Source organism: Streptomyces sp. NPDC046759 (assembly GCF_040645475.1).
Classification (GTDB): Bacteria; Actinomycetota; Actinomycetes; order Streptomycetales; family Streptomycetaceae; genus Streptomyces.
Map to the genome: position 1 here is coordinate 254,104 of NZ_JBEYYJ010000006.1, position 21,991 is coordinate 276,094.

Here is a 21,991-nt window from a genome sequence, read left to right on the forward strand (position 1 = left end):
CCACTTCTTACCCGGTCCGCCGGGTTGTCACGGTTCCGAACGCGTCCGTGGTGCCTCCTTCGGCCTGCTGGGACGAGGGGGTTTCAGCGAAACTGTAGGGCGGCAGCGGGCCGTTGACACGCAGCTCGAGGTGCGGGTGCTCCTGGCCGAAGGCATCGACCGCGCTCAGGAACTGTTCCGCTGAATCGCGGTCCACCAGGAAGGAGAGGTTGGCCAGCCAGCCGGTGCTCTTCGGGCCGGCGCTGACTGCCTCGGCCATCGGTGCCAGCGCGTGGTGAAGCAGCTCCGCGTCGGTCGCCTCGCGTTCCTGGACGGCGGCGGCGATCATTTCCCCGAGCCGGACCTTCTCCTCCTGTGTGCCACCCTCGGCCTCGCGGGTCGCTTGCGCCAGGGACCGGATGTCGTCGTGGGCCGCCATGATCAGACGGAGCACGGCCTCCTCGTCGTGGTTGGCCTTGATGTTGTACTCCGCGGTGCCGTCCAGGGTCTGCAGCCGCTCAAGGAATTCTTCCGTACGCTCGGCCAGCACCGTCGCAACCGTGTCGTCGTCCGGAGAGGCGCTGCCGAACCGCATGGGCAGGACCGCGCCGCCCGCCCCGGCTTCGTCCAGGACGTGCTGGTGGGCGAGCAGGTCACGGCGTTTGGGCCGCAGCTCCTCGGGGGCCTCACTGACGATCGCGGCAAGATCGCCCTGGCGCAGCACGCGTACCGGTCGCGGAGGGTCCCCGATGCCTTCCATGTCCTGGGGGAGGGGGGAGTGGGAAGCGCGGATGATCCCGTAGACATAGGTGCTCATCTGCTATTCCCCCCTCCTGTGCGTGGCCCGGTCGCCCTGACGCTCCTGGCCCTCCTCGCGCGCCTGCCTGAAGGCATCGGAGATGGTCTCCGCGGCGCCGGACAGGGCTCCCTTGGTCTTGCCGCGGGCGCCGGACTCCGTCATTTTTCCCGTGAGTTCCGTGAGCCCGGCCGGCTTGCGCGGTCCCGCTTCCAGGTCGAGGCGGTTGCACGCCTCGGCGAAGCGGAGGTAGGTGTCGACGCTGGCGACCACGACCCGTATGTCGATCTTGAGTATCTCGATACCGACGAGGGAGACGCGCACGAACGCGTCGATCACCAGTCCGCGGTCGAGGACGAGTTCCAGGACGTCATAGAGGCCGCTGGAACCGCCCCCGCCACCTTGCTGTGTCATCACGGTCATCGCGACCAACCCCTTGTCATCTGTTCTGCACCGTCTCGTCGGCGGAGACCACCGGCAGCACCGCCTCGACCTCGCTGTTCCTCGCTGTGAGCAAGCCTCAGGGGCGAGTAGCCGCGACCCCCGCGGCCAAACACCAGTACGAGAGCCATCGGATTCCGTGGGATGACCCTGGCTCTGGCCAGGCGTCGCTGCCTCGGCCGCCGGGTAGGGGGGTCGCCCCGCAGGGCTGAAGGGCGCCTACGCGGCTTTACCCCTTCGGTTGTCGGTCACGAGGGCAAGGGACAGAACGACGTGTTCAGTTCGTTCAGCAACTTCGTGATGTATACGGCCGTAGGAGTGATCAAAGGATGAATGGCGTTACGCTCTGATCCCTTTTGCGCATCGTTCTCTACGGCGTCTGCCCGATCTGGGGCAGAGCAGCGGAGGAGAACACATGAGGAACGTCCAGAAGATCGCAGCGGTGGCCGTGGCCACGTGCGGAATCCTCTTCGCCGGCATCGGCGGGGCCAGCGCCGACCCCCGTAACGGAGGGGACAACAGCGGAGGGGACAACATCCCCGTGCTCAGCAACATCGACCAGCTCAACTGGGACGATTCGCCCTTCTGCGGAATTCAGGTCAAGACCGATCACAGCGAGCAGAAGACGTCCTGTCCGGTGGTGCACAACGAGGGCAGCACCAACAGCCCGGTGTACATCATCACCTTCGGATCCTGATCTTCCAAAACGGCCTGGCGATTCACCCGCCGGGCCGTTTTGGCTTGTCGGGGTGTCGGCGGGCAGCTCAGTGGCCCGGCTGTCGGCCCGGCTGGCGTGACGGGTCGGCGTCCAGGCCTTCGGCATGGGCCTTCTCCATGGAGCGGGTGACGAGAATCGAACTCGCGCTCTCAGCTTGGGAAGCTGCGAGCATTTGAGGCCGGTCCGGGTGCTGACCTGCTGCGACCAGGAGGTGATCAGTCGGGCACGTGCCATTCATCGAGGCGGATCTTCACCTGACAGTTGTGGTCCGCGTGCCAGATCACCTCACCGGCGACGGTGGCGCCCAAGGAAGCTGCTGAGTACGCAGGGGGGAATTCGGATCATGTGCAGGGTTCGTGGGGAGGGCCGGGCAGGCGCGGGGCTGCCCACGAAGGAACGGTCAGGCGCGTGCGAGCCAGAGTTCGAGCGCGGCCTCCCGCTCCCGTGACCGGAGGACCTTGGTCGGCCGGGTCTGTTCCCACCACTCGGTCAGGACGGCGGGCGTGGCGGCGCCCTGGATGAAGTGGCTGATCAACCTGTGTGAGAGAGCGACCTCGCGCGGAGAGTAGGCGACGGCGGCGCTGGAGTAGACAGGCGTCCGGTAGGTGCCGTCGGACGCGATGACGGAGAGGGTCATCTCGGTCGGGCTGCTCGGCACCCAGGCGTCCAGAGCTGCTGCGACGAAGCTCGCGGCGTGGGTAGCCCAGCGTTGCGGAGCGGAGCGGGCCGGGACCTCGGTGATCTCCAGGCCGACGAGGTCGGACCATGTCCACTCCCGTGGGTGCGGACCGGTGACGCGGGGCCCCGCTGCCGTGAGCACCACGTTGGGGACCGGTGCCGTCGCAGGGGCTCCCACGTACACGCCGTCCGCCGAGACCCAGAAGAGTCCCACCGTGGCGCCGTCCTCGGCGGGGTGGAGGAGCGGGGTTTCTTCCATGTCCTGTCGGTCTCCTTGGCCGATCCGGTGAAACTGGGAGCTTGCCCGGCGCCGGGCGTCGATGCGTCGTTTCCGGCCAAAGACGCCGGGAGTTATACGAATTCCTCGGTGAGCGCTCCTTCGCGGGCATGCTCGGAGTGTGCCCAACTCGACGCCTGAGGCTGTCGGTCGGGCCGTTGCAGCCCGTGTGGATCGGCAGAGCGTGTTGTACGAGCTGCCGTGGGTCTTCCGGACGGCTTCCGGTTCTACGACCTCCGTCACACCGGCGCACACTCTTTCGACCCGCTCGGGTGCCACCCTGAAGGACACGATGGTCCGCGCCGAGCGTGCGAAAAACCACAACGGCGACCGCGCGGACCACAACGAGAAGCCCAACGGCAGCTGACAGCGGCCTATGGTGCCGTTGTGGTGCGTCCGCCGCTCACCGGTCTAGACAACAAACAAACCCCCAGGCCTCTGACCTGGGGGTTTCTCATGGAGCGGGTGACGAGAATCGAACTCGCGCTCTCAGCTTGGGAAGCTGATGTTCTACCATTAAACTACACCCGCGTAAGTACGGACGCGGTGCTCGCGGAGCGCCTTGTCCGGACCTTGCTCACTGTACATCATCGCAGACCCCCGGTGCTCGGGCGCCGGAGGCTGAGTCTGCTTCAGGGGCGGATCCGGCTGCGGACAGGCTGAGTTGGGGCGTACCGTGGAGGCTCGGCGGAGGGGCCGGAGGAAGCCGGAGTGCCGCCTGGAGGGTCGTCTCTTTGATCCCGTAATGTGGCTTTTGTCGTCAGGGCGGTAAGCCCGACGAGGCTCTTGGGGAAGGGACTTAAGGGACTTGATGCAACGCACCGTCGTCCGCTGTGCGGACGGGCACGTCTTCAGCACCGCTTCGTTCCCGATGCAGCAGGCCGAGCGCCTCGGGCCCGGCCGGCTCATGAGGTGTCCCCGGTGCGCCCGGCTCCGCAGTGTGGTGCCGGTCGCCCTGGAGAAGCGCTAGCGGGGCGGCGCAGCGGTACGGCACCGGTAGGTCAGCGGTAGTCGGTAGTACCGACAGGCAGTGGTAACCCAGGCGCGCGGAGTCGTCACGATTGTCACGGCTCCGCGCGCCTTGCGTATCCTCGCTACGTGCTTCTCTCAGACAAGGACATCCGGGCCGAGATCGACGCCGGGCGGGTACGGATCGATCCCTATGACGAATCCATGGTGCAGCCGTCGAGCATCGACGTACGGCTGGACCGGTACTTCCGGGTGTTCGAGAACCACCGGTACCCGCACATCGACCCCTCGGTCGAGCAGCCCGACCTGACCCGGCTGGTCGAGCCGGAGGGCGACGAGCCGTTCATCCTGCATCCCGGGGAGTTCGTCCTCGCCTCCACCTACGAGGTCATCACGCTGCCCGACGATCTCGCCTCGCGGCTGGAGGGCAAGAGCTCGCTCGGGCGGCTGGGTCTGGTCACCCACTCCACCGCCGGGTTCATCGACCCCGGCTTCAGCGGGCACGTCACCCTGGAACTGTCCAACCTCGCCACGCTCCCGATCAAGCTCTGGCCGGGGATGAAGATCGGCCAGCTGTGCATGTTCCGGCTGACCTCTCCCGCCGAGTTCCCGTACGGCAGCGAACGCTATGGCTCCCGGTACCAGGGCCAGCGCGGGCCCACCGCCTCGCGGTCCTACGTCAATTTCCACCGGACCCAGGTGTGAGGGCGGCAACGGCATGAGTGACACGCAGGACGTACGGGAGAACCTGACGTACGAGGCGTTCGGCAGCGCCGTCCGCGAGCTGGCGCAGACCATCGCCGACGACGGGTACCAGCCCGACATCGTGCTCAGCATCGCCCGCGGCGGGGTGTTCGTCGCGGGTGGGCTCGCCTACGCACTGGACTGCAAGAACATCCACCTGGTGAACGTCGAGTTCTACACGGGCGTCGGAACCACGCTCGAGATGCCCGTCATGCTCGCGCCCGTCCCCAACGTGATCGACTTCTCCGACAAGAAGGTGCTGATCACCGACGACGTCGCCGACACCGGCAAGACGCTGAAGCTCGTGCGCGACTTCTGCCTGGACACCGTCGCCGAGGTGCGCTCCGCGGTGATCTATGAGAAGTCCCACTCGCTCGTGAAGTGCGAGTACGTCTGGAAGCGGACCGACGACTGGATCAACTTCCCGTGGAGTGTATTGCCTCCGGTACATAAGTCCGGCGAGGCGCCCAAGGAGAACAAGGAAGCGCTCTGACCCGGCCCCAGGTCTTCGCCGTGTGGATGAACAAGGCCCCTCGGCAGGAATCGAGGGGCCTTGCGGCCGTTGGTGTCAGTCGCTGGTGTCAGAAGCAAGACCGGGCTTGATACGCCTCTGGGCGAGCCCCGTCGCGATCGCCTGCGTGGCGGGCAGAACCCTCCTCGTGTCGGCGCCCGGCAGCGGACACCGCAACCGCCCGCGTCAGGACGACGCGGTGACCGCACCGCCGAAGTGCCTGGCGAAGAACCGTACCGCGCTGTCGGCCTCGAACCTGGGCAGCTCCTTGTGCTTGCCGGAGTTCACGTGCAACGACTTCTCCTTCGAGGCGAAGGCGTCGAAGAGGGCGAGACCCTCCTCGCGCGTGATGTGCTCGTCGTCCCACTGCATGTCGAACTCGATCGGGATGGTGATCTGCTTCGCCTGCTCGACCAGGACATCGGGCCAGTGCTGGCCGAAGACCGCAGCGGTGATTCTGGGCTCGGCCGCCACGAACGGTATGCCGATCGCGGTGCCCATGTTGATGCCCCAGAAACCGACCAGCCCGTCGGTGCCGATCTCGGGGAGTTCCTGGAGGGCGTCCAGAGTCGCCTGGTACTCGGGCACGGCGAGCTCCGCCAGGTGGGCGTTGTAACGCACGACGATCGGGCCTTCCGGCTCGCCGGCCGCCCTCGCCCGGAACAGCTCGGCGATTTCTGCCTCGTCGTGTTCCGTGCGCGGCCGGTCGCCGTGACCCGGTGCGTCGATCACGGCGACATGGAAGTTGCAGCCAGTCACCAGGAGCCGCGCACGGCCCGCCATCGCCGGGTGCTTCTTGTGGTTGCCGCCGCCGTGGGCCATCAGAATCAGTGGTGCGCGATCGGACACATCGGAAGCCGGCGACCAGAGGACGCCGGGGACTGCGCCCACGGTGAAGTCGCGTTCGAGGATGCCGTTCGACGAGGACTCAGCGGTGAACTGCAGAGAGTGCATGGTGTTGCCTTTCGAGAGGGCCTGGTTGTCGAGGCGCTCCCGGCGACACCTGGGTCAATCGCCGGCCGTGACGGGAAGGGGGAGCACCCACGTCGATACAGCGTTCATGGGTCTCACCTCCTCGGGCGGCGTCACGGTCGACTCGAAGCTACCGGCTTGATCATCATCTCTTCAACCCTTTTCCCCGGAACCGGGCTCGTTCCAGCCGGGCAGGTGCTCGACGCCGGAGGCGCACCGGCATGCGAACGGCCCCCGGCGGCGGTGCCGGGGACCGTTTCTGTGCGGCGGCCGCCTTCTGCGCGGCGGCCGCGCTAGAACGTGCCCAGCTTCACGATCGACAGCAGCGCGATCAGCTGGATCGCCGACGCCCCCAGCGCCTTCGGCCAGGGCAGGTCGTGGGAGCGGGACACCATCAGGGTCAGCAGCGCGCCCGCGCCTATCCAGGTGGCCCAGCCGAGCAGCTGCACGAAGCCGGCGTCGCCGCCGAAGAACATGGCGAAGACCAGCCGCGGCGCGTCCGTGAGCGCAGTGATCAGCATGGACAGGCCGACCGTGGGCTGCCAGGCGCCGTCGCCGCCGAGCTGGCGGGCCAGGGTGTGGGTGACCACGCCCAGGATGAACAGGCCGAGCACCATCACGACGGCCGTGATCAGCACGATCGGCACCGCGTTGGAGAGCGTGGCGCCGATCGCGTCCTTGCGGGCGCCGTCGAAGCCGAACACGGCGAGCAGGCCGTAGAGGAAGGTCACGATGGTGGCGGGGGCCCACATCGTGTAGTCCCGCATGCGCAGGAAGGTCTGGCCGGGGGAGAGGATGATCCCCTTCAGCAGCTCCTTCCAGTGCAGGGGCGGGCCGAGCGGGGCGGCGGGTGCGGCGGCCGAGCCGGCCTGGTAGGTCGCGCCCTGGGTGTAACCGGCGGCCTCGTCGACCGAGAACGCCTGGGTGTGGCCCGGGTTGTTGGCCGCGTACGGGTCCGGCCCCGGGTGAGCGGCCCCGTCCCCGAAGTACTCCGGACCGTCGCCGGCCGGGTAGCCGTACGGCCGGCCCTGCTGCCCGTACGACTGCTGCGGGTACGGCGGCTGCTGCGCCGGCGGGTAGCCGTACGACGGTGCCGCGGGCTGCCCGTACGGCCGTCCCGACGGTCCCTGCTGTCCGTGCGACGGGCCCGGCCGGCCGTACGACGGTCCCTGCGGCGCCTGCTGTCCTTGGGGGGTGCGGTTGTCCCGCCCCCCGCGTCCGATCCTGAATCCAGCCACTCATCGAACGTACCTGGTCCCGGAGGGCGACGTGCCGGGCCCGCGTGTCCGGGCACGGCTTTGCGGCCGACCTGTGACATCCCCTAAGGGACCGTCAGCCGCCCGACCAGGGGCAGTTCAGGGCTCTCCCCGGTCCAGGCATGCGGGTTCCCTCCGCTTCTGCGACGCGCGGTGACACCGCGGGGCGGCGCCCGCGCGCGGTGGCGGTGGGTCAGGATGGTCGCATGAGCGTAGTGAAGATCAACGTGCTGAGCGTGCCCCCCGAGCAGCGGGAGGTGCTGGAGAAGCGGTTCGCCTCCCGGGCCCACGCGGTGGAGAACTCCGACGGCTTCGAGTGGTTCGAGCTGCTGCGTCCCGTCGAGGGCACCGACACCTATCTCGTGTACACGCGCTGGCGTGACGAGGAGTCGTTCCAGGCGTGGCTGGAGGGGCCGATGAAGGCCGCGCACCAGGGCGGCGGCGGGGAGGGCGGCGAGCGGCCGAAGCCGGCGGCCTCCGGCTCGACCCTGTGGTCCTTCGACGTGGTGCAGCAGGCGGGCCCCAAGGGGGTGTGAGCCGGGCGGTTGCGCCGTCGGCCCGGCCGGACCGGGTCACGGCGCAACCGTCGGCGCGGGGGAAGGGGGCGCGGTCGCCCAGCCGGCTGCCTAGCCGGGGGGTTCGGGGACCTCAGAGGTGACGGGGGCCGGTGGGGCCGAAGACACCGGCGGGGTACGGCGGAAGGTTTCCGCCAGCGCCGTGTTCGTGACCACGACGACCGCCATGGCCACCGCGGCCACGGGGTGTCCGACCGCGTAGAGGGCCACCGCCGCGCCGCCCAGCACCACCGCCTTCACGGCGAGCACGAACGGGAGCCCCGGTCGCAGCCGTGCCCGCGGTGCCGCGAACAACGACCACAGCACGATCGCCGCAAGCGGGGTCCCCAGGCCGAGCAGGAGGTGTACGGCCTCCTCGTCACCGGCGGTGAAGCCCCACCAGCCCAGGCAGGCGAGCGCGGTGAGCTCGAGCAGGAACGCCAGGAGCTCGTTGGCGGTGTACCAGCGCCGCTCATCGAGAACGGCCGTGGCGCCGGGGCGAGTGGGCACGGGGATCCTCTCCGGTGCGGTGGGACACCCAGCATGGCAGCCCGGCGGCCCCGTCGTCCCGGGTGCGGTCGCCTCAGGATCGCGTTGACCGGGACCGTGGTCGTGCCGGCCGGGGCCGGACGGACGACGGCGCCCCCTGCCTGTGCGAAGCAGGGGGCGCCGTACGCGGGGGAGCCGGGGGACTACTTCACCGGCTCGGGCTCCGGCTCGGTCTCGGCCGCGGACTCGCCGGCCGGGTCGACCGGGGTCTTCACCGAGTCGAGCAGCAGCTGGGCCACGTCGACCACCTGGATGGACTCCTTGGCCTTGCCGTCGTTCTTCTTGCCGTTCACGGAGTCCGTGAGCATCACGAGGCAGAAGGGGCAGGCGGTGGAGACGATGTCCGGGTTGAGGGAGAGGGCTTCGTCGACGCGCTCGTTGTTGATGCGCTTGCCGATCCGCTCCTCCATCCACATCCGGGCACCACCGGCGCCGCAGCAGAAGCCGCGCTCCTTGTGCCGGTGCATCTCCTCGTTCCTGAGGCCCGGGACCTTGCCGATGATCTCGCGCGGGGGCGTGTAGATCTTGTTGTGGCGGCCCAGGTAGCAGGGGTCGTGGTAGGTGATGATGCCCTCGACCGGGGTGACCGGGACGAGCTTGCCCTCGTCCACCAGGTGCTGCAGCAGCTGGGTGTGGTGGATGACCTCGTAGTCGCCGCCGAGCTGCGGGTACTCGTTGCCGATCGTGTTCAGGCAGTGCGGGCAGGTCGCGACGATCTTCTTCGCGGACTTCGGCTTCCTGGTCGACTCGTCCTCGTCGTCCTCACCGAAGGCCATGTTCAGCGCGGCCACGTTCTCCATGCCGAGCTCCTGGAAGAGGGGCTCGTTGCCGAGGCGGCGGGCGGAGTCACCGGTGCACTTCTCGTCGCCGCCCATGATCGCGAACTTGACGCCCGCGATGTGCAGCAGCTCGGCGAAGGCCTTGGTGGTCTTCTTGGCGCGGTCCTCCAGGGCGCCGGCGCAGCCGACCCAGTACAGGTACTCGACCTCGGAGAGGTCCTCGATGTCCTTGCCGACGACCGGGATCTCGAAGTCGACCTCCTTGGTCCACTCCAGGCGCTGCTTCTTGGCCAGGCCCCAGGGGTTGCCCTTCTTCTCCAGGTTCTTGAGCATCGTGCCCGCCTCGGACGGGAACGCGGACTCGATCATCACCTGGTAGCGGCGCATGTCGACGATGTGGTCGACGTGCTCGATGTCCACCGGGCACTGCTCGACGCAGGCGCCACAGGTGGTGCAGGACCACAGCACGTCGGGGTCGATGACGCCGTTCTCCTCGGCGGTGCCGATGAGCGGTCGCTCGGCCTCCGCCAACGCTGCCGCGGGCACCGAAGCGAGCTGCTCCTCGGAGGCCTTCTCCTCGCCCTCCATGGTCTTGCCGCCGCCGGCCAGCAGGTACGGAGCCTTGGCGTGGGCGTGGTCCCGCAGCGACATGATCAGCAGCTTCGGGGAGAGCGGCTTGCCGGTGTTCCAGGCGGGGCACTGCGACTGGCAGCGGCCGCACTCGGTGCAGGTGGAGAAGTCCAGCAGGCCCTTCCAGGAGAACTGCTCGACCTGGGAGACACCGAAGACGTCGTCCTCGCCGGGGTCCTCGAAGTTGATCGGCTTGCCGCCGGAGGTCATCGGCTGCAGGGCGCCGAGGGCGGTCTCGCCGCCGGCGTTGCGCTTGAACCAGATGTTCGGGAACGCCAGGAAGCGGTGCCAGGCCACACCCATGTTGGTGTTCAGGCCGACGGTGATCGCCCAGGTCATGGTGACGCCGAGCTTGATCATGGCGACGAGGTAGGTGAGGTTCTGCAGGGTGGAGAGGCTCAGCCCCTTGAAGGCGGCGACGAGCGGGTACGAGGCGAAGTACGCGGCCTCGTAGTGGTCCACGCCGTGCAGGGCGCCCTCCAGGCCGCGCAGGGTCATGATGGCGAGGCCGATGACGAGGATCACGTACTCGACGAAGTACGCCTGGCCCATCTTCGAGCCCGCGAACCGGGACTTGCGTCCGGGACGCGAGGGCAGGCTCAGCAGGCGGACGACGATGAGGACGATGATGCCGAGAGTGGTCATGGTGCCGATGAACTCGGTGTAGAGCTCGTACGGCAGCCAGTCGCCGATGATCGGCAGCGTCCAGTCGGCCTTGAACAGCTGGCCGTAGGCGTTGACGATGGTCAGGCCCAGCGTCAGGAAGCCGACGGCGACGAACCAGTGCGCGACGCCGATGATGCCCCACCGGTTCATCCGGGTGTGTCCGACGAACTCCTTGGCCAGCGTGAGGGTGCGGGCCTTCCAGTCGTCGGTGCGGGAGCCCGCCGGGACGGGCTGGCCGAGCTTGATGAACCGATAGATCTGCGCGACAGCTCGGGCAATGAGCGCAACGCCGACCACGGTCAGGACCAGCGACACGATGATCGCGGCGAGTTGCATTGGGGCTCCTGAGGCGGCCTCGAAATTACTAAGCGGTAACTTATGCAGTCCGTCTGAGACTACCCCCATCTTCCTGCGGGATGCAGCCGAGCGCGGGGTGATGAGCGTCATCCCAGGGTCATCAGATCGTGTTATTCGTACCGAATTGCTACATTCGCCCCTACCTTAGAGCCGTGCTCTACGGGATCGCCGCCGCCACCAGCGCCCTGTTCCTCGCCGCCGTCCTGTCGGCGCTGTTCAGGGTGCCCGCGCTGCGGGCGGGCATCGTCGACCGGCGTCGGCTGCGGCGGCTGCCGCTGCTCGGCGGCCTCGCCGTGGTGGTCGTGACCTGCCTGGTCGCCTGGGTGGGGCAGTGGACCGCGGTCGCGCCGCTCGGGCAGGGGGTCGGTGAGCTGCTGGTCGCCGCGGCCTCGGTCGCGGCGCTGGGCCTGGTCGTCGACGTCTGGCGGCTGCGCCCGCGGGTGCTGGTCGCCGGTACGGTCGTGGCGGCGGCCTGGGTGGTTCCGTACGGCGAGACGGGTGTACTGGGCGGGATCCTCGCCGTGGGCTGGATCGTCGGCGCCTCCCTGGCCTTCAAGGGGCTCGATCACGCGGACGGGCTGGCCGGGACCGTCGGGGTCGTCACCGCGTTCGGGGCGGGGGCCTGTGCCGCCGCCGAGGTGATGGACGGGCTCGCCGTCCTGCTGAGCGTGTTCGCCGCCGCCCTCACCGGTTTCCTGATGCACAACTGGCACCCCTCGCGGATCGGGCTCGGCGCCTGCGGCTCCCTGTTCACCGGGTTCCTGCTGTCCTCGTCCCTCGTCTTCACGCGCGCGGGGTACGGGCTGGAGTCCAGCGCCGCCGTGATGTTCTGCTTCGGCGCGCCGGCCCTCGCCGACGCCCTCCTCGTGGTGCTCTCGCGGCTGCTGGCCCGGCGCCCGCTGCTGCGGCGGGGCCCGGACCATCTCGCGCACCGGCTGCGGCCGCTCGGGCTCACCCCGCCCGGCTCGGTCGTTCTCCTGGGCGCCGGCACCTTCTCCTCGGTCCTCGTGGGGGTGCTCGTGCACACCGGGTGGACGGGGGAGGGTGCCGTGCTGTGGGTGGCCGGAGGGGCGTTGCTGGTCGTCCTCGTCCTCCTTCGCATCCGTGTTCAGCCACCGCGGCGGCTGCCGTCCACGCAGGTCAGCGGGCCGTTGCGTGTAAGGAACGGATAAGACTTGAGCCTCGGTGACTCAGGTCTGTTGACCGAGCGGTGGGCGTCATGCACACTTGAGTCCGTTCCACTCAAGTCAGCTGGAGGAATCAACCATGGCACGTGCGGTCGGCATCGACCTGGGCACGACTAACTCCGTCGTCAGCGTTCTGGAGGGCGGCGAGCCCACCGTCATCACCAACGCCGAGGGCGCCAGGACCACGCCGTCCGTCGTCGCCTTCGCCAAGAACGGTGAGGTGCTCGTCGGCGAGGTCGCCAAGCGTCAGGCGGTCACGAACGTGGACCGGACCATCCGCTCGGTGAAGCGCCACATGGGCACCGACTGGAAGATCCAGCTCGACGGCAAGGACTTCAACCCGCAGCAGATCTCCGCGTTCATCCTGCAGAAGCTGAAGCGGGACGCCGAGGCCTACCTGGGCGAGAAGGTGACCGACGCGGTCATCACCGTCCCGGCGTACTTCAACGACTCCGAGCGTCAGGCGACCAAGGAGGCCGGTGAGATCGCCGGTCTGAACGTCCTGCGCATCGTCAACGAGCCGACCGCCGCCGCGCTGGCCTACGGCCTCGACAAGGACGACCAGACGATCCTCGTCTTCGACCTCGGTGGCGGCACCTTCGACGTGTCCCTGCTGGAGATCGGCGACGGCGTCGTCGAGGTGAAGGCCACCAACGGTGACAACCACCTCGGTGGTGACGACTGGGACCAGCGCGTCGTCGACTACCTGGTCAAGCAGTTCGCGGCCGGCCACGGCGTGGACCTCGGCAAGGACAAGATGGCCCTGCAGCGCCTGCGTGAGGCCGCCGAGAAGGCCAAGATCGAGCTGTCCTCCTCCACCGAGACCTCGATCAACCTGCCCTACATCACCGCGTCCGCCGAGGGCCCGCTGCACCTGGACGAGAAGCTCACCCGGGCTCAGTTCCAGCAGCTGACGGCCGACCTGCTGGAGCGCTGCAAGACGCCGTTCCACAACGTCATCAAGGACGCCGGCATCTCCATCAACGAGATCGACCACGTCGTCCTCGTCGGTGGCTCCACCCGTATGCCCGCCGTCGCCGAGCTCGTCAAGGAGCTGACCGGCGGCAAGGAGGCCAACAAGGGTGTGAACCCGGACGAGGTCGTCGCCATCGGCGCCTCGCTCCAGGCCGGTGTCCTCAAGGGCGAGGTCAAGGACGTCCTGCTGCTCGACGTCACCCCGCTGTCCCTCGGTATCGAGACCAAGGGCGGCATCATGACCAAGCTGATCGAGCGCAACACCACGATCCCGACCAAGCGCTCGGAGATCTTCACCACGGCCGAGGACAACCAGCCGTCGGTGCAGATCCAGGTCTACCAGGGCGAGCGCGAGATCGCGGCGTACAACAAGAAGCTCGGCATGTTCGAGCTGACCGGTCTGCCGCCGGCCCCGCGCGGCGTCCCGCAGATCGAGGTCTCCTTCGACATCGACGCCAACGGCATCATGCACGTGACCGCCAAGGACCTGGGCACGGGCAAGGAGCAGAAGATGACCGTCACCGGCGGCTCCTCGCTGCCGAAGGACGAGGTCGACCGGATGCGCCAGGAGGCCGAGCAGTACGCGGAGGAGGACCACCGCCGCCGCGAGGCCGCCGAGACCCGCAACCAGGGCGAGCAGCTCGTCTACCAGACGGAGAAGTTCCTCAAGGACAACGAGGACAAGGTCCCCGGCGAGATCAAGACCGAGGTCGAGGAGGCCGTCGCCGAGCTGAAGGAGAAGCTCAAGGGCGAGGACACCGCCGAGATCCGCACCGCCACCGAGAAGGTCGCGGCCGTCTCGCAGAAGCTCGGCCAGGCCATGTACGCCGACGCCCAGGCCGGTGGCCCTGAGGGTGCCGCCGCCGGCGGTGCCAAGGCCGCGGAGGACGACGTCGTGGACGCCGAGATCGTGGACGACGAGCGCAAGGACGGTGCCGCGTGACGGAGGAGACCCCGGGCTTCGAGGAGAAGCCCGACGTCCCCTCCGGCGCCACCCCCGACGACGCCGAGTCGAAGGCCGCGCCCGAGGAGGGCGCGGCCCCGGCCGGGGACGCAGCAGCAGACGCCGGTCTGGTGGCCCAGCTGGACCAGGTGCGCACGGCGCTGAACGAGCGCACCCTGGACCTCCAGCGGCTCCAGGCCGAGTACCAGAACTACCGCCGCCGGGTCGAGCGCGACCGGATCGCGGTCAAGGAGATCGCCATCGCGAACCTCCTGACCGAGCTCCTGCCCGTGCTCGACGACATCGGCCGCGCGCGGGAACACGGCGAACTGGTCGGCGGCTTCAAGTCGGTGGCCGAGTCGCTGGAGACCGTCGCGGCCAAGATGGGCCTGCAGCAGTTCGGCAAGGAGGGCGAGCCCTTCGACCCGACCATCCACGAGGCCCTGATGCACAGTTACGCACCGGACGTCACCGAGACGACCTGCGTGGCGATCCTGCAGCCCGGGTATCGCATCGGCGAGCGCACCATCCGCCCCGCGCGGGTGGCCGTCGCCGAGCCGCAGCCCGGCGCGCAGACCGTCAAGGCCGAGGGCGCCGAGGAGAACACCGAGGCGAAGCAGGCCGACGACAAGGAGAGCGGTGGCCCGGAGGAGGGCTGACGTAATCACTGCCGACAGGAAGGAGGGACGTCGGGGATGAGCACCAAGGACTTCATCGAGAAGGACTACTACAAGGTCCTCGGCGTCCCCAAGGACGCCACCGAGGCCGAGATCAAGAAGGCGTACCGGAAGCTCGCCCGCGAGTTCCACCCGGACGCCAACAAGGGCAACACCAAGGCCGAGGAGCGCTTCAAGGAGATCTCCGAGGCGAACGACGTTCTCGGCGACCCCAAGAAGCGCAAGGAGTACGACGAGGCACGCGCCCTGTTCGGAAGCGGCGGCTTCCGGCCCGGGCCGGGTGCCGGCGGCGGCTCCTTCAACTTCGACCTGGGGGACCTCTTCGGAGGCGGCGCGAGCACCCAGACCGGAGGCGGCTTCGGCGGTGGGCTCGGTGACGTCTTCGGGGGCCTGTTCAACCGCGGCGGCACCGGTGCGACCCGCACCCAGCCGCGCCGCGGCCAGGACATCGACACCGAGGTGACGCTGAGCTTCACGGAGGCCATCGAGGGCGCCACGGTGCCGCTGCGGATGTCCTCCCAGGCGCCCTGCAAGGCCTGCTCGGGCACCGGCGACAAGAACGGCACGCCGCGCGTGTGCCCGACGTGCGTCGGCACCGGGCAGGTCGCCCGGGGCTCGGGCGGCGGCTTCTCGCTCACCGATCCCTGCCCCGACTGCAAGGGCCGCGGCCTGATCGCCGAGCACCCCTGCCTGGAGTGCAACGGCAGCGGACGCGCCAAGTCGTCGCGCACGATGCAGGTCCGCATCCCAGCGGGCGTCACCGACGGGCAGCGGATCCGGCTGCGCGGCAAGGGCGCGCCCGGTGAGCGGGGCGGACCGGCGGGCGACCTGTACGTGGTCGTCCACGTCGGCGCGCACCCGGTGTTCGGGCGCAAGGGCGACAACCTCACCGTCACCGTCCCGGTGACGTTCGCCGAGGCGGCACTCGGCGGCGAGGTGAGGGTGCCGACCCTCGGCGGCCCGGCCGTCACCCTGAAACTGCCGCCCGGCACGCCCAACGGCCGTACCATGCGCGCCCGTGGCAAGGGCGCGGTCCGCAAGGACGGCACCCGCGGCGACCTGTTGGTCACCGTCGAGGTGAGTGTCCCGAAGGACGTCTCGGGGAAGGCTCGTGACGCGCTCGAGGCGTATCGCGAGGCGACCGGGGGCGAGGATCCGCGGGCGGAGCTGTTCGAGGCTGCGAAGGGAGACTGAGGGAGATGGACGGCCGTCGACGTAACCCGTATGAACTGACCGAGGAGACCCCGGTCTACGTCATCTCGGTGGCGGCCCAGCTCTCCGGACTCCACCCGCAGACGCTGCGCCAGTACGACCGCCTGGGCCTGGTCTCCCCGGACCGCACCCCGGGCCGGGGCCGGCGCTATTCGGCCCGCGACATCGAACTGCTCCGTCAGGTGCAGCAGTTGTCGCAGGACGAGGGCATCAACCTGGCCGGCATCAAGCGCATCATCGAACTGGAGAACCAGGTTGCCGCGCTGCAGTCCCGCGTCGTGGAGCTCCAGGCGGCCCTGGACGGCGCGGCGGCCGCGATGCAGCAGCGCGAGGCCGCCGTTCACGCCTCCTACCGTCGCGACCTGGTCCCGTACCAGGAGGTCCAGCAGACCAGCGCGCTGGTGGTGTGGCGGCCGAAGCGGCAGCAGCAGGACTGAGGGACACACCGACCCCGAAGGGGCCGGGAGGAGCGATCCTCCCGGCCCCTTCGCGCGTCCGGCGCCGGGCGCGCGGCGCCGTGCCGTGCCGAGGCCGCGCCGGGGCCCTGCAGCGTGTCGAAGGCGTACGTGTAGCCGGTGGCCGTCAGCCGGTTGGCCTCGGTGAGCGCGACCGGCGTGCTCCTCGAGCGGTACACCCGGTAGCCGGCCAGGTCGGGCTCGGTGTTCGCGTCCCAGTACAGGGTCACCTTGTCGGTGGTGCCCGCATGCCAGTTGTCCTCCACGCCGGCCGGCGCGGCCGGGGCGGTGGTGTCCACGGTGGTCACGCCCTGGTCGGCGGTGCCCGCCGACTCGTTGCCCGCCTTGTCGTGGGCGCGGACCTCGTAGTCGTACGTGGCGCGCAGGGTGTGCCGGCCCTTGGGAACGGCGACGTTCACGGTCCTGGCGCGCGCACCGGAGGTGTGGGACCACAGATCGACCTCGCGGCTGCCGTCGAGGTAGACGCGGATCCCGTCCGTCCCGGAGACGGCGAAGGAGAAGGGGCCGCCCGAGCCGAAGTCGCGGGTGACGGTCCAGCGGACGCCGAAGTCGTCCTTCGGCAGCCCGGAGGCGGGCGCGCCGCTCCAGCTCTGGTCGATGACGGAGTCGCAGTCGGTCTTCTTCGGGATGCCGGAGAACGTGGTGTTCGCGTAGAACGTCCGCGTGTACGCCGGTGCGGCGCACGCCGTGGCGGCGGTGGCGGACAGGGTGACCGTGTTCAGCAGGGTGCCGGCGGTGGCGAGCACGACGGCCGTGGCGGTCGCACGTCTGGCTGGGTTCATTCGGTCCTCTGCTCGAGTCGGGGCGGCGGCGCACGACCGCTGGTGATCGCGACGCGTGGAGAACCGGGTTGGTTGTGCCGTTCTTTGCCCGCCCGTGAACTCCCCTTGAATGGAGGGTCCGTAAAGAGAGTTTGGAGGTGATTCCGCTCCTCCTTCACAGAGTCAGCTGAGCGTGGTGTTGCGGACTCGTTAAGTAGTTCCGCTTGACGCCGGGTACGGCCTCCGCGTTGTCTTTTCAGACACCTGGGTCGTATAGCAGCCCTACGTCCGGAACGCACCTGAAGTGAGCTCTCGAATGCGTCGTATCGCCATATCCGTGGCCGCGTCCACGATGACCCTCTCGCTCGCCGGCTGTGGCGTGCTGAACGCGACGGGGGACGGTGCGAGCGCGAGCCCGAGCAAGGGCGACGACATCACCGTGGCACTGCTGCTCCCGGAGAAGGCGAACACCCGTTACGACAAGTTCGACTACCCCATCATCAGGGACAAGGTGGCCGAACTCACCGGGAAGAAGGGCCGGGTCGAGTACGCCAACGCGAACGCCGACGCCTCCCGGCAGGCCTCGCAGATGCAGAAGATGATCGACGAGAAGGTCGATCTCATCATGATCGACGCGGTCGACTCGCACGCCATCGCCCCCGAGGTGAAGAGGGCCAAGGACGCGGGCATCCCGGTCATCGCCTACGACCGTCTCGCCGAGGGGCCGATCGACGCCTACGTCTCCTTCGACAACGAGCTCGTCGGCGAGGTGCAGGGCCGCACCCTGCTGGAGGCCCTCGGTTCGAACGCCGACACCTCCGCCAAGGTCGTCATGGTGAACGGTTCGCCCACCGACCCGAACGCCAAGCAGTTCAAGGAGGGCGCGCTCTCCGAGCTGAACGGCAAGGTGACGATCGCCGCGTCGTACGACACCACGGACTGGAAGCCGGAGCTCGCCGAGTCCGAGATGGCCAAGGCGATCGGTGCGATCGGCAAGAACAACATCGCGGGCGTCTACGCCGCCAACGACGGCATGGCGGCCGGCGTCATCAAGGCCCTGAAGGCGGTCGGCGTCACGAACCTGCCTCCGGTCACCGGTCAGGACGCGGAACTCGACGCGGTCCAGCGGATCCTGGCCGGCGAGCAGTACATGAGCGTCTACAAGGCCTACCCGGACGAGGCCGAGGCCGCCGCCCAGATGGCCGTCGCCAAGGTGCAGGGCAAGGACATCCAGTTCGACGCGCTCACCCAGGACAAGGTCGACAGCCCCACCACCAAGAGCATCCCGTCCAAGCTGATCCAGCCGGTCGCCCTGACCAAGGGCACCATCAAGTCCACCGTCATCGCGGACGGCATCTACACCGCGGGCGACATCTGCACCGCCAAGTACAGGGCTGCCTGCGCGGCGATCGGCCTGAAGTAGCGCGCGGTTCCCCGGGCCCCCGAAGGGGCGCGGGGAACCGCGCGACCGGCCACGACGGCGCCGCAGACGAACGACGGCACATCCCGTGGCCCTCCCGGCGGAGCGCATCCGCGCCACCCCCGTGGGCGCGGATGCGGTGGCCCCGACGAGGCGGCTGGAGCCGGGCCGGGGCCGCTCCGGGTGTCCTGTGACACCCGGGGGAAGCGGGACCAACGATGCCGTGGCGCACTCCGCCTCACCACCATCATCTTGTTGCAATGTGAGGGGCGGAGCCTGACCGATACCGGGACATAACCGCGTTTTGCGACGCCCCCGTTGGGGAGAGCCGTGTTGCGGAGCCGGTCGGCGCCGCGCATAGTTGCGCTGCGGAAGTGGCAGCACACCGGGGGTGAAATGCGCGATGGCCGGGCGCGGGGCGGAGGAGCATCCACACGGCGCCGACCGACTGTGCGCGGCCGGGGACCGTGTCTATTCCCGCGCCGTACGCCGGGGGCGGGTGCCGCGCACCGATGCCGAGCCGGTGCCCTGTCTGCTGGAACTGGCTCTGCTGCACCCGGACCCGGACGACATGGACTGGCTGGTGCCGACCTCCCCGCAGGAGGTCATGACCAGGCTGCTGCGCGGGGTCTACGACGAGGTCAGTGAGAGCCAGCGCCGGGTGGGCTCGGCGGTGGCCGCCTTCGAGTGGTACGCCGGGCTCGGCCGCCAGCTGGGCGCGCTGGCCGCGCCGGCCGAGGGCAGCGCGATCCGGGTGCTGGACGGGCTGTCCCGGATCCAGGCCGCGATGGACGAGGCGACCGAGGCGTGCACCACCGAGGTGCTCACCGTGCAGCCCGGCGGCATCCGGCGGGAGGCCGAGCTGACCGAGGGGCTGCACCGGGCGCTGGCGCTGCGCGGCCGTGGCGTGCGCATGCGCGACCTGTACACGCACGTGGCCCGGCACGGTCAGGGGCTGCTCAACTACCTGGAGCTGATGGGCGACACGGTGGAGGCCCGTACCCTGGACGAGGTCATCGACCGGCTCATCCTGTTCGACCGGACGGTGGCCTTCATCCCCGCCAACACCGACCGCACGATGGCCCTGGAACTGCGCCACCCGGCCCTCGTCGAATACCTGGTGACGGTCTTCGAGCGCCTCTGGCGCCTCGCGATCCCGCTGACGGCGCCCCTCCCCGACACCGGTATCGAGGGCATCTCGCACCGCGAGCAGTCCATCGCCGCGCTGCTCGCCGAGGGCCATCAGGACGCGGTGATCGCCGAACGGCTCGGCATCAGCGTGCGTACCTGCCGCGCCCACATCGCCCGCCTGTCGGAGACCCTCGGCGCGGCCAGCCGCACACAGCTGGGCGTCCGGATCGCCCAGGTCGGCCTCGACGGCCACCGCGGCACCGGTCTGCCGGCCGGCGCGCTCACGGCTCCTGATCAAGGATCCCCGAGCGTGCGATGAGATAGCCGAGCTGGGCCCGGCTGTCGCTGCCGAGGGTGGCGGCGAGCTTGGCGATGTGCAGGCGCGCGGTGCGGATGTTCATGCCCAGGCGGTCGGCGATGACGGCGTCGGTGTGGCCCTCGACCAGGAGGGCGGCGATGGCGCGCTGGCGGGGCGTGACGCCGTTCACCGACGGCGGCTGCACCGCCTTGGGGAACATCGGCGTGGCCAGCCGCCAGAGCCGGTCGAAGGTCGTGACGAAGTACTTGATCAGGGCCGGGTGGCGGACCTCCAGGGCGAGGGTGCCGTCCTCGTCGGCCGGGAGGAAGGCGATCTTGCGGTCGATGACGATGAGCCGGTCCGGCACCTCGTCCAGGCTGCGGGCCTCGGTGTCGCCGCGCCGGAACTCCTCCAGCGGGCCGTACACGAGCGGCACATGGCGCAGGGTGTGCTGGTAGAGGACGCGGATGCGGCCGCCGCGGTCCAGCAGGGCCTGGTCGCGCAGGAAGGCGGCGTCGCGGGCCGCCTCGCCGCGCGGGCCCGTGAGGCCGGAGTGCGGCTGGATGGTGAGGGACTCCTCGCTGGCGTCGACCATCGCGTCGGTGATGGCCCGGTTGATCTGCTCGGTGCCGCTGAGCAGGCGCAGCATGGCCGTCTTGGTGTCGGGGGCGTGCCGCGCGTCGATCCGCAGGAGCGGTTCGAACCGTTCCACCAGGCGGTCCTCGCGTCGCCGTTCCTCGGCGACGCGTGCCGAGGACGCGCGCAGCAGCCGGTGCAGTGCGGCGGAGGGCGCGACCGGTTCGAGCAGCCCGGGGTCGTCGAGGGCGGGGTGGAGCAGGCCGAAGTCGGTCAGACAGGGCACGTCGGCGGCGTCGGCGGCCGGTACGCGCCCTGCCCGCAGGGCGCGCTCGTCAGCCCTTCCCCGGCGGCACACAGCTCCTCCACGCCGTGCTCCCGATGGATCACGGGCTCTCCTCCCCCTGCGGGTCGAGAATGCCGGACCGCCCGATGAGATAGCCGAGCTGGGCGCGGCTGTCGCTGCCCAGGGCTGCCGCGAGCCGGGCGATGTGGGCCCGGCAGGTGCGTACGTTCATGCCGAGGCGGTCGGCCATGTCGGCGTCGGTGTGGCCCTCGATCAGCAGGGCGGCGATGGCGCGCTGGCGGGTGGTGATGCCGTTCAGGGTGGGCGGCTGCACGGCCTCGGGGTGCATGGGGGTGGCCAGGCGCCAGAGGCGGTCGAAGGCGGTGGCGAGGAACTCGACGACGGCGGGGTGGCGGATCTCCACGGCGACGGTGCGGTCGGCGTTCGCCGGGATGAAGGCCACCGTGCGGTCCACGACGATGAGCCGGTCGGTGATCTCGTCGAGGGTGCGCGCCTCGGCGGGGCCCCTCAGCTGCTCGTAACGGGCGACGACCGAGGGCGCGTGCCGGAGGGTGTGCTGGTAGAGCGTGCGGATACGGCCGCCGCGGTCGAGGAAGTCCTGGTCGCGGACCAGGGCCTCGGCACGTGCCTCGGCGGGGGTCTGGGTGTGGCTGATGTGCGGCTGGACGGCGAGCAGTTCGCCGTGGCCGCCGGCCATGGCCCGGGAGATGGCCCGGCCGATGCGGCGTGACCCGCTCAGGACGGTGACCGCCGGCGCGTCGTCGGTGCCGTTCGGCGGGCCGCCGATCCGCATCAGGGGTTCGAACAGCTCGGCGAGCCGGGTCTCGCGCCGCCGTTCGTCGGCGATGCGGTCCTCAGCGGCCCGCAGCAACCGGTGCAGGGCGACGGTGGGTGCGAGGGGCTCCAGCCGGTCCGGATCCCCCGCCGACGGGTGCAGCAGGCCCAGATCGACCAGGCAGGGCGCCTCCTCGGCGTCCTCGGCGCGCAGGTGGCCCTCCCGCAGCGCGCGTGTGTACAGCGCCGCTCCCTCGGGGCACAGGTCCTCCGCTCGGTGTGCCGCGTGCGTGGCCGGGGCCATCGCGCCCTCCCCTCCCGGACTCGGATCCCGGACTCGGATCCCGGACTCACAGATCCCGGACTCACAGATCCCGG

21 protein-coding genes, 1 tRNA gene and 2 pseudogenes are annotated in these 21,991 nt (G+C 69.6%); 13 read left to right on the forward strand and 11 right to left on the reverse strand.

The features are described 5' to 3' along the window. Positions 1 to 7 precede the first annotated feature (7 nt). On the reverse strand, positions 8 to 796 hold the full coding sequence (locus tag ABZ919_RS11185; protein WP_361245549.1) for a GvpL/GvpF family gas vesicle protein: 789 nt from the start codon (positions 794 to 796) through the stop codon (positions 8 to 10). 3 nt (positions 797 to 799) lie between these two features. After that, a complete protein-coding gene (locus tag ABZ919_RS11190) occupies positions 800 to 1,198 on the reverse strand; it encodes a gas vesicle structural protein GvpA (RefSeq protein WP_361245551.1) in 399 nt (132 codons plus the stop codon). Between the two features lie 433 nt (positions 1,199 to 1,631). On the opposite strand from ABZ919_RS11190, the gene ABZ919_RS11195 reads away from it, so the two are divergent. Further along, positions 1,632 to 1,913 carry a hypothetical protein gene (locus ABZ919_RS11195; RefSeq protein ID WP_361245552.1) on the forward strand — a complete coding sequence of 94 codons (282 nt, stop codon included), beginning with the start codon at positions 1,632 to 1,634 and terminating at the stop codon, positions 1,911 to 1,913. Between the two features lie 421 nt (positions 1,914 to 2,334). Here the strand turns inward: ABZ919_RS11195 and ABZ919_RS11200 are convergent, their stop codons facing one another. After that, a complete protein-coding gene (locus ABZ919_RS11200; RefSeq protein ID WP_361245555.1) occupies positions 2,335 to 2,871 on the reverse strand; it encodes a hypothetical protein in 537 nt (178 codons plus the stop codon). 219 nt (positions 2,872 to 3,090) lie between these two features. On the opposite strand from ABZ919_RS11200, the pseudogene ABZ919_RS11205 reads away from it, so the two are divergent. Further along, positions 3,091 to 3,256 (forward strand): annotated as a pseudogene (locus ABZ919_RS11205) (site-specific integrase); the annotation flags it as partial. 90 nt (positions 3,257 to 3,346) lie between these two features. On the opposite strand, the gene ABZ919_RS11210 reads toward ABZ919_RS11205, so the two are convergent. After that, positions 3,347 to 3,420 (reverse strand) — tRNA-Gly (locus ABZ919_RS11210). Positions 3,421 to 3,700: 280 nt separating this feature from the next. Here ABZ919_RS11210 and ABZ919_RS11215 point away from each other — a divergent pair. The 3 genes from ABZ919_RS11215 to ABZ919_RS11225 all read left to right on the forward strand — a co-directional run bounded on the left by ABZ919_RS11215 (position 3,701) and on the right by ABZ919_RS11225 (position 5,095). Further along, the gene (locus tag ABZ919_RS11215; RefSeq protein WP_361245558.1) at positions 3,701 to 3,859 is read left to right on the forward strand and encodes a hypothetical protein; all 159 of its coding nucleotides are present in this window, start codon (positions 3,701 to 3,703) and stop codon (positions 3,857 to 3,859) included. Positions 3,860 to 3,987: 128 nt separating this feature from the next. Then, positions 3,988 to 4,563, forward strand: a complete 576-nt coding sequence (dcd, locus tag ABZ919_RS11220) for a dCTP deaminase (RefSeq protein WP_361245561.1) — start codon at positions 3,988 to 3,990, stop codon at positions 4,561 to 4,563. Positions 4,564 to 4,576: 13 nt separating this feature from the next. Continuing rightward, positions 4,577 to 5,095 carry a phosphoribosyltransferase gene (locus ABZ919_RS11225; RefSeq protein WP_361245564.1) on the forward strand — a complete coding sequence of 173 codons (519 nt, stop codon included), beginning with the start codon at positions 4,577 to 4,579 and terminating at the stop codon, positions 5,093 to 5,095. Between the two features lie 204 nt (positions 5,096 to 5,299). Here ABZ919_RS11225 and ABZ919_RS11230 read toward each other — a convergent pair whose 3' ends face one another. Next, positions 5,300 to 6,067 carry an alpha/beta hydrolase gene (locus tag ABZ919_RS11230; RefSeq protein ID WP_361245566.1) on the reverse strand — a complete coding sequence of 256 codons (768 nt, stop codon included), beginning with the start codon at positions 6,065 to 6,067 and terminating at the stop codon, positions 5,300 to 5,302. Positions 6,068 to 6,378: 311 nt separating this feature from the next. Then, positions 6,379 to 7,323, reverse strand: a complete 945-nt coding sequence (locus ABZ919_RS11235; protein WP_361245569.1) for a Yip1 family protein — start codon at positions 7,321 to 7,323, stop codon at positions 6,379 to 6,381. Between the two features lie 224 nt (positions 7,324 to 7,547). Here ABZ919_RS11235 and ABZ919_RS11240 point away from each other — a divergent pair, with 224 nt between their 5' ends. Continuing rightward, positions 7,548 to 7,877, forward strand: a complete 330-nt coding sequence (locus ABZ919_RS11240; RefSeq protein WP_361245572.1) for an antibiotic biosynthesis monooxygenase — start codon at positions 7,548 to 7,550, stop codon at positions 7,875 to 7,877. A 90-nt stretch (positions 7,878 to 7,967) separates the two neighbouring features. Here ABZ919_RS11240 and ABZ919_RS11245 read toward each other — a convergent pair whose 3' ends face one another. Together ABZ919_RS11245 and ABZ919_RS11250 are read right to left on the reverse strand one after the other, a co-directional pair. Continuing rightward, a complete protein-coding gene (locus ABZ919_RS11245; RefSeq protein ID WP_361245574.1) occupies positions 7,968 to 8,405 on the reverse strand; it encodes a YrdB family protein in 438 nt (145 codons plus the stop codon). Positions 8,406 to 8,587: 182 nt separating this feature from the next. Further along, on the reverse strand, positions 8,588 to 10,855 hold the full coding sequence (locus tag ABZ919_RS11250; protein WP_361245577.1) for a (Fe-S)-binding protein: 2,268 nt from the start codon (positions 10,853 to 10,855) through the stop codon (positions 8,588 to 8,590). Between the two features lie 173 nt (positions 10,856 to 11,028). On the opposite strand from ABZ919_RS11250, the gene ABZ919_RS11255 reads away from it, so the two are divergent. The 5 genes from ABZ919_RS11255 (at position 11,029) to ABZ919_RS11275 (ending at position 16,307) form a co-directional block, all read left to right on the forward strand. Then, entirely contained in the window at positions 11,029 to 12,048 is a 1,020-nt protein-coding gene (locus ABZ919_RS11255; protein WP_361245580.1) for an MraY family glycosyltransferase, read from the forward strand. 94 nt (positions 12,049 to 12,142) lie between these two features. Beyond that, on the forward strand, positions 12,143 to 13,981 hold the full coding sequence (gene dnaK / locus ABZ919_RS11260; RefSeq protein WP_361245582.1) for a molecular chaperone DnaK: 1,839 nt from the start codon (positions 12,143 to 12,145) through the stop codon (positions 13,979 to 13,981). Next, positions 13,978 to 14,640 (forward strand): nucleotide exchange factor GrpE, encoded by a 663-nt coding sequence (gene grpE, locus ABZ919_RS11265; protein WP_361245584.1) that lies wholly within the window; start codon positions 13,978 to 13,980, stop codon positions 14,638 to 14,640. The genes dnaK and grpE overlap by 4 nt, the downstream gene beginning before the upstream one ends. 36 nt (positions 14,641 to 14,676) lie before the next feature. Further along, entirely contained in the window at positions 14,677 to 15,852 is a 1,176-nt protein-coding gene (gene dnaJ / locus ABZ919_RS11270) for a molecular chaperone DnaJ (protein WP_361245587.1), read from the forward strand. A 5-nt stretch (positions 15,853 to 15,857) separates the two neighbouring features. Beyond that, entirely contained in the window at positions 15,858 to 16,307 is a 450-nt protein-coding gene (locus tag ABZ919_RS11275; RefSeq protein ID WP_361245589.1) for a helix-turn-helix domain-containing protein, read from the forward strand. Here the strand turns inward: ABZ919_RS11275 and ABZ919_RS11280 are convergent. Next, positions 16,220 to 17,128, reverse strand: coding sequence for a PA14 domain-containing protein (locus ABZ919_RS11280; protein ID WP_361245592.1), 909 nt, complete (start codon positions 17,126 to 17,128; stop codon positions 16,220 to 16,222). The two genes, ABZ919_RS11275 and ABZ919_RS11280, sit on opposite strands and share 88 nt — an antisense overlap. 295 nt (positions 17,129 to 17,423) lie before the next feature. On the opposite strand from ABZ919_RS11280, the gene ABZ919_RS11285 reads away from it, so the two are divergent. Together ABZ919_RS11285 and ABZ919_RS11290 are read left to right on the forward strand one after the other, a co-directional pair. After that, positions 17,424 to 18,530 (forward strand): substrate-binding domain-containing protein, encoded by a 1,107-nt coding sequence (locus ABZ919_RS11285; protein WP_361245767.1) that lies wholly within the window; start codon positions 17,424 to 17,426, stop codon positions 18,528 to 18,530. 400 nt (positions 18,531 to 18,930) lie between these two features. Further along, positions 18,931 to 19,977, forward strand: a complete 1,047-nt coding sequence (locus tag ABZ919_RS11290; RefSeq protein ID WP_361245595.1) for a LuxR C-terminal-related transcriptional regulator — start codon at positions 18,931 to 18,933, stop codon at positions 19,975 to 19,977. Here ABZ919_RS11290 and ABZ919_RS11295 read toward each other — a convergent pair. Further along, positions 19,940 to 20,922: pseudogene (locus ABZ919_RS11295) on the reverse strand (helix-turn-helix transcriptional regulator). The gene ABZ919_RS11290 and the pseudogene ABZ919_RS11295 overlap by 38 nt on opposite strands. After that, positions 20,919 to 21,917, reverse strand: coding sequence for a helix-turn-helix transcriptional regulator (locus ABZ919_RS11300; RefSeq protein WP_361245597.1), 999 nt, complete (start codon positions 21,915 to 21,917; stop codon positions 20,919 to 20,921). The pseudogene ABZ919_RS11295 and the gene ABZ919_RS11300 overlap by 4 nt, the downstream one beginning before the upstream one ends. Positions 21,918 to 21,991 lie beyond the last annotated feature (74 nt).

What these genes read in the sequence shown, in the direction of transcription:
- ABZ919_RS11185 (WP_361245549.1), bottom strand. Translation starts at nt 796, where the DNA reads ATGAGCACCTATGTCTACGGGATCATCCGCGCTTCCCACTCCCCCCTC.
- ABZ919_RS11190 (WP_361245551.1), bottom strand. Translation starts at nt 1,198, where the DNA reads ATGACCGTGATGACACAGCAAGGTGGCGGGGGCGGTTCCAGCGGCCTC.
- ABZ919_RS11195 (WP_361245552.1), top strand. Translation starts at nt 1,632, where the DNA reads ATGAGGAACGTCCAGAAGATCGCAGCGGTGGCCGTGGCCACGTGCGGA.
- ABZ919_RS11200 (WP_361245555.1), bottom strand. Translation starts at nt 2,871, where the DNA reads ATGGAAGAAACCCCGCTCCTCCACCCCGCCGAGGACGGCGCCACGGTG.
- ABZ919_RS11215 (WP_361245558.1), top strand. Translation starts at nt 3,701, where the DNA reads ATGCAACGCACCGTCGTCCGCTGTGCGGACGGGCACGTCTTCAGCACC.
- ABZ919_RS11225 (WP_361245564.1), top strand. Translation starts at nt 4,577, where the DNA reads ATGAGTGACACGCAGGACGTACGGGAGAACCTGACGTACGAGGCGTTC.
- ABZ919_RS11230 (WP_361245566.1), bottom strand. Translation starts at nt 6,067, where the DNA reads ATGCACTCTCTGCAGTTCACCGCTGAGTCCTCGTCGAACGGCATCCTC.
- ABZ919_RS11240 (WP_361245572.1), top strand. Translation starts at nt 7,548, where the DNA reads ATGAGCGTAGTGAAGATCAACGTGCTGAGCGTGCCCCCCGAGCAGCGG.
- ABZ919_RS11250 (WP_361245577.1), bottom strand. Translation starts at nt 10,855, where the DNA reads ATGCAACTCGCCGCGATCATCGTGTCGCTGGTCCTGACCGTGGTCGGC.
- dnaK (WP_361245582.1), top strand. Translation starts at nt 12,143, where the DNA reads ATGGCACGTGCGGTCGGCATCGACCTGGGCACGACTAACTCCGTCGTC.
- dnaJ (WP_361245587.1), top strand. Translation starts at nt 14,677, where the DNA reads ATGAGCACCAAGGACTTCATCGAGAAGGACTACTACAAGGTCCTCGGC.
- ABZ919_RS11275 (WP_361245589.1), top strand. Translation starts at nt 15,858, where the DNA reads ATGGACGGCCGTCGACGTAACCCGTATGAACTGACCGAGGAGACCCCG.
- ABZ919_RS11280 (WP_361245592.1), bottom strand. Translation starts at nt 17,128, where the DNA reads ATGAACCCAGCCAGACGTGCGACCGCCACGGCCGTCGTGCTCGCCACC.
- ABZ919_RS11285 (WP_361245767.1), top strand. Translation starts at nt 17,424, where the DNA reads ATGCGTCGTATCGCCATATCCGTGGCCGCGTCCACGATGACCCTCTCG.
- ABZ919_RS11290 (WP_361245595.1), top strand. Translation starts at nt 18,931, where the DNA reads ATGGCCGGGCGCGGGGCGGAGGAGCATCCACACGGCGCCGACCGACTG.
- ABZ919_RS11300 (WP_361245597.1), bottom strand. Translation starts at nt 21,917, where the DNA reads ATGGCCCCGGCCACGCACGCGGCACACCGAGCGGAGGACCTGTGCCCC.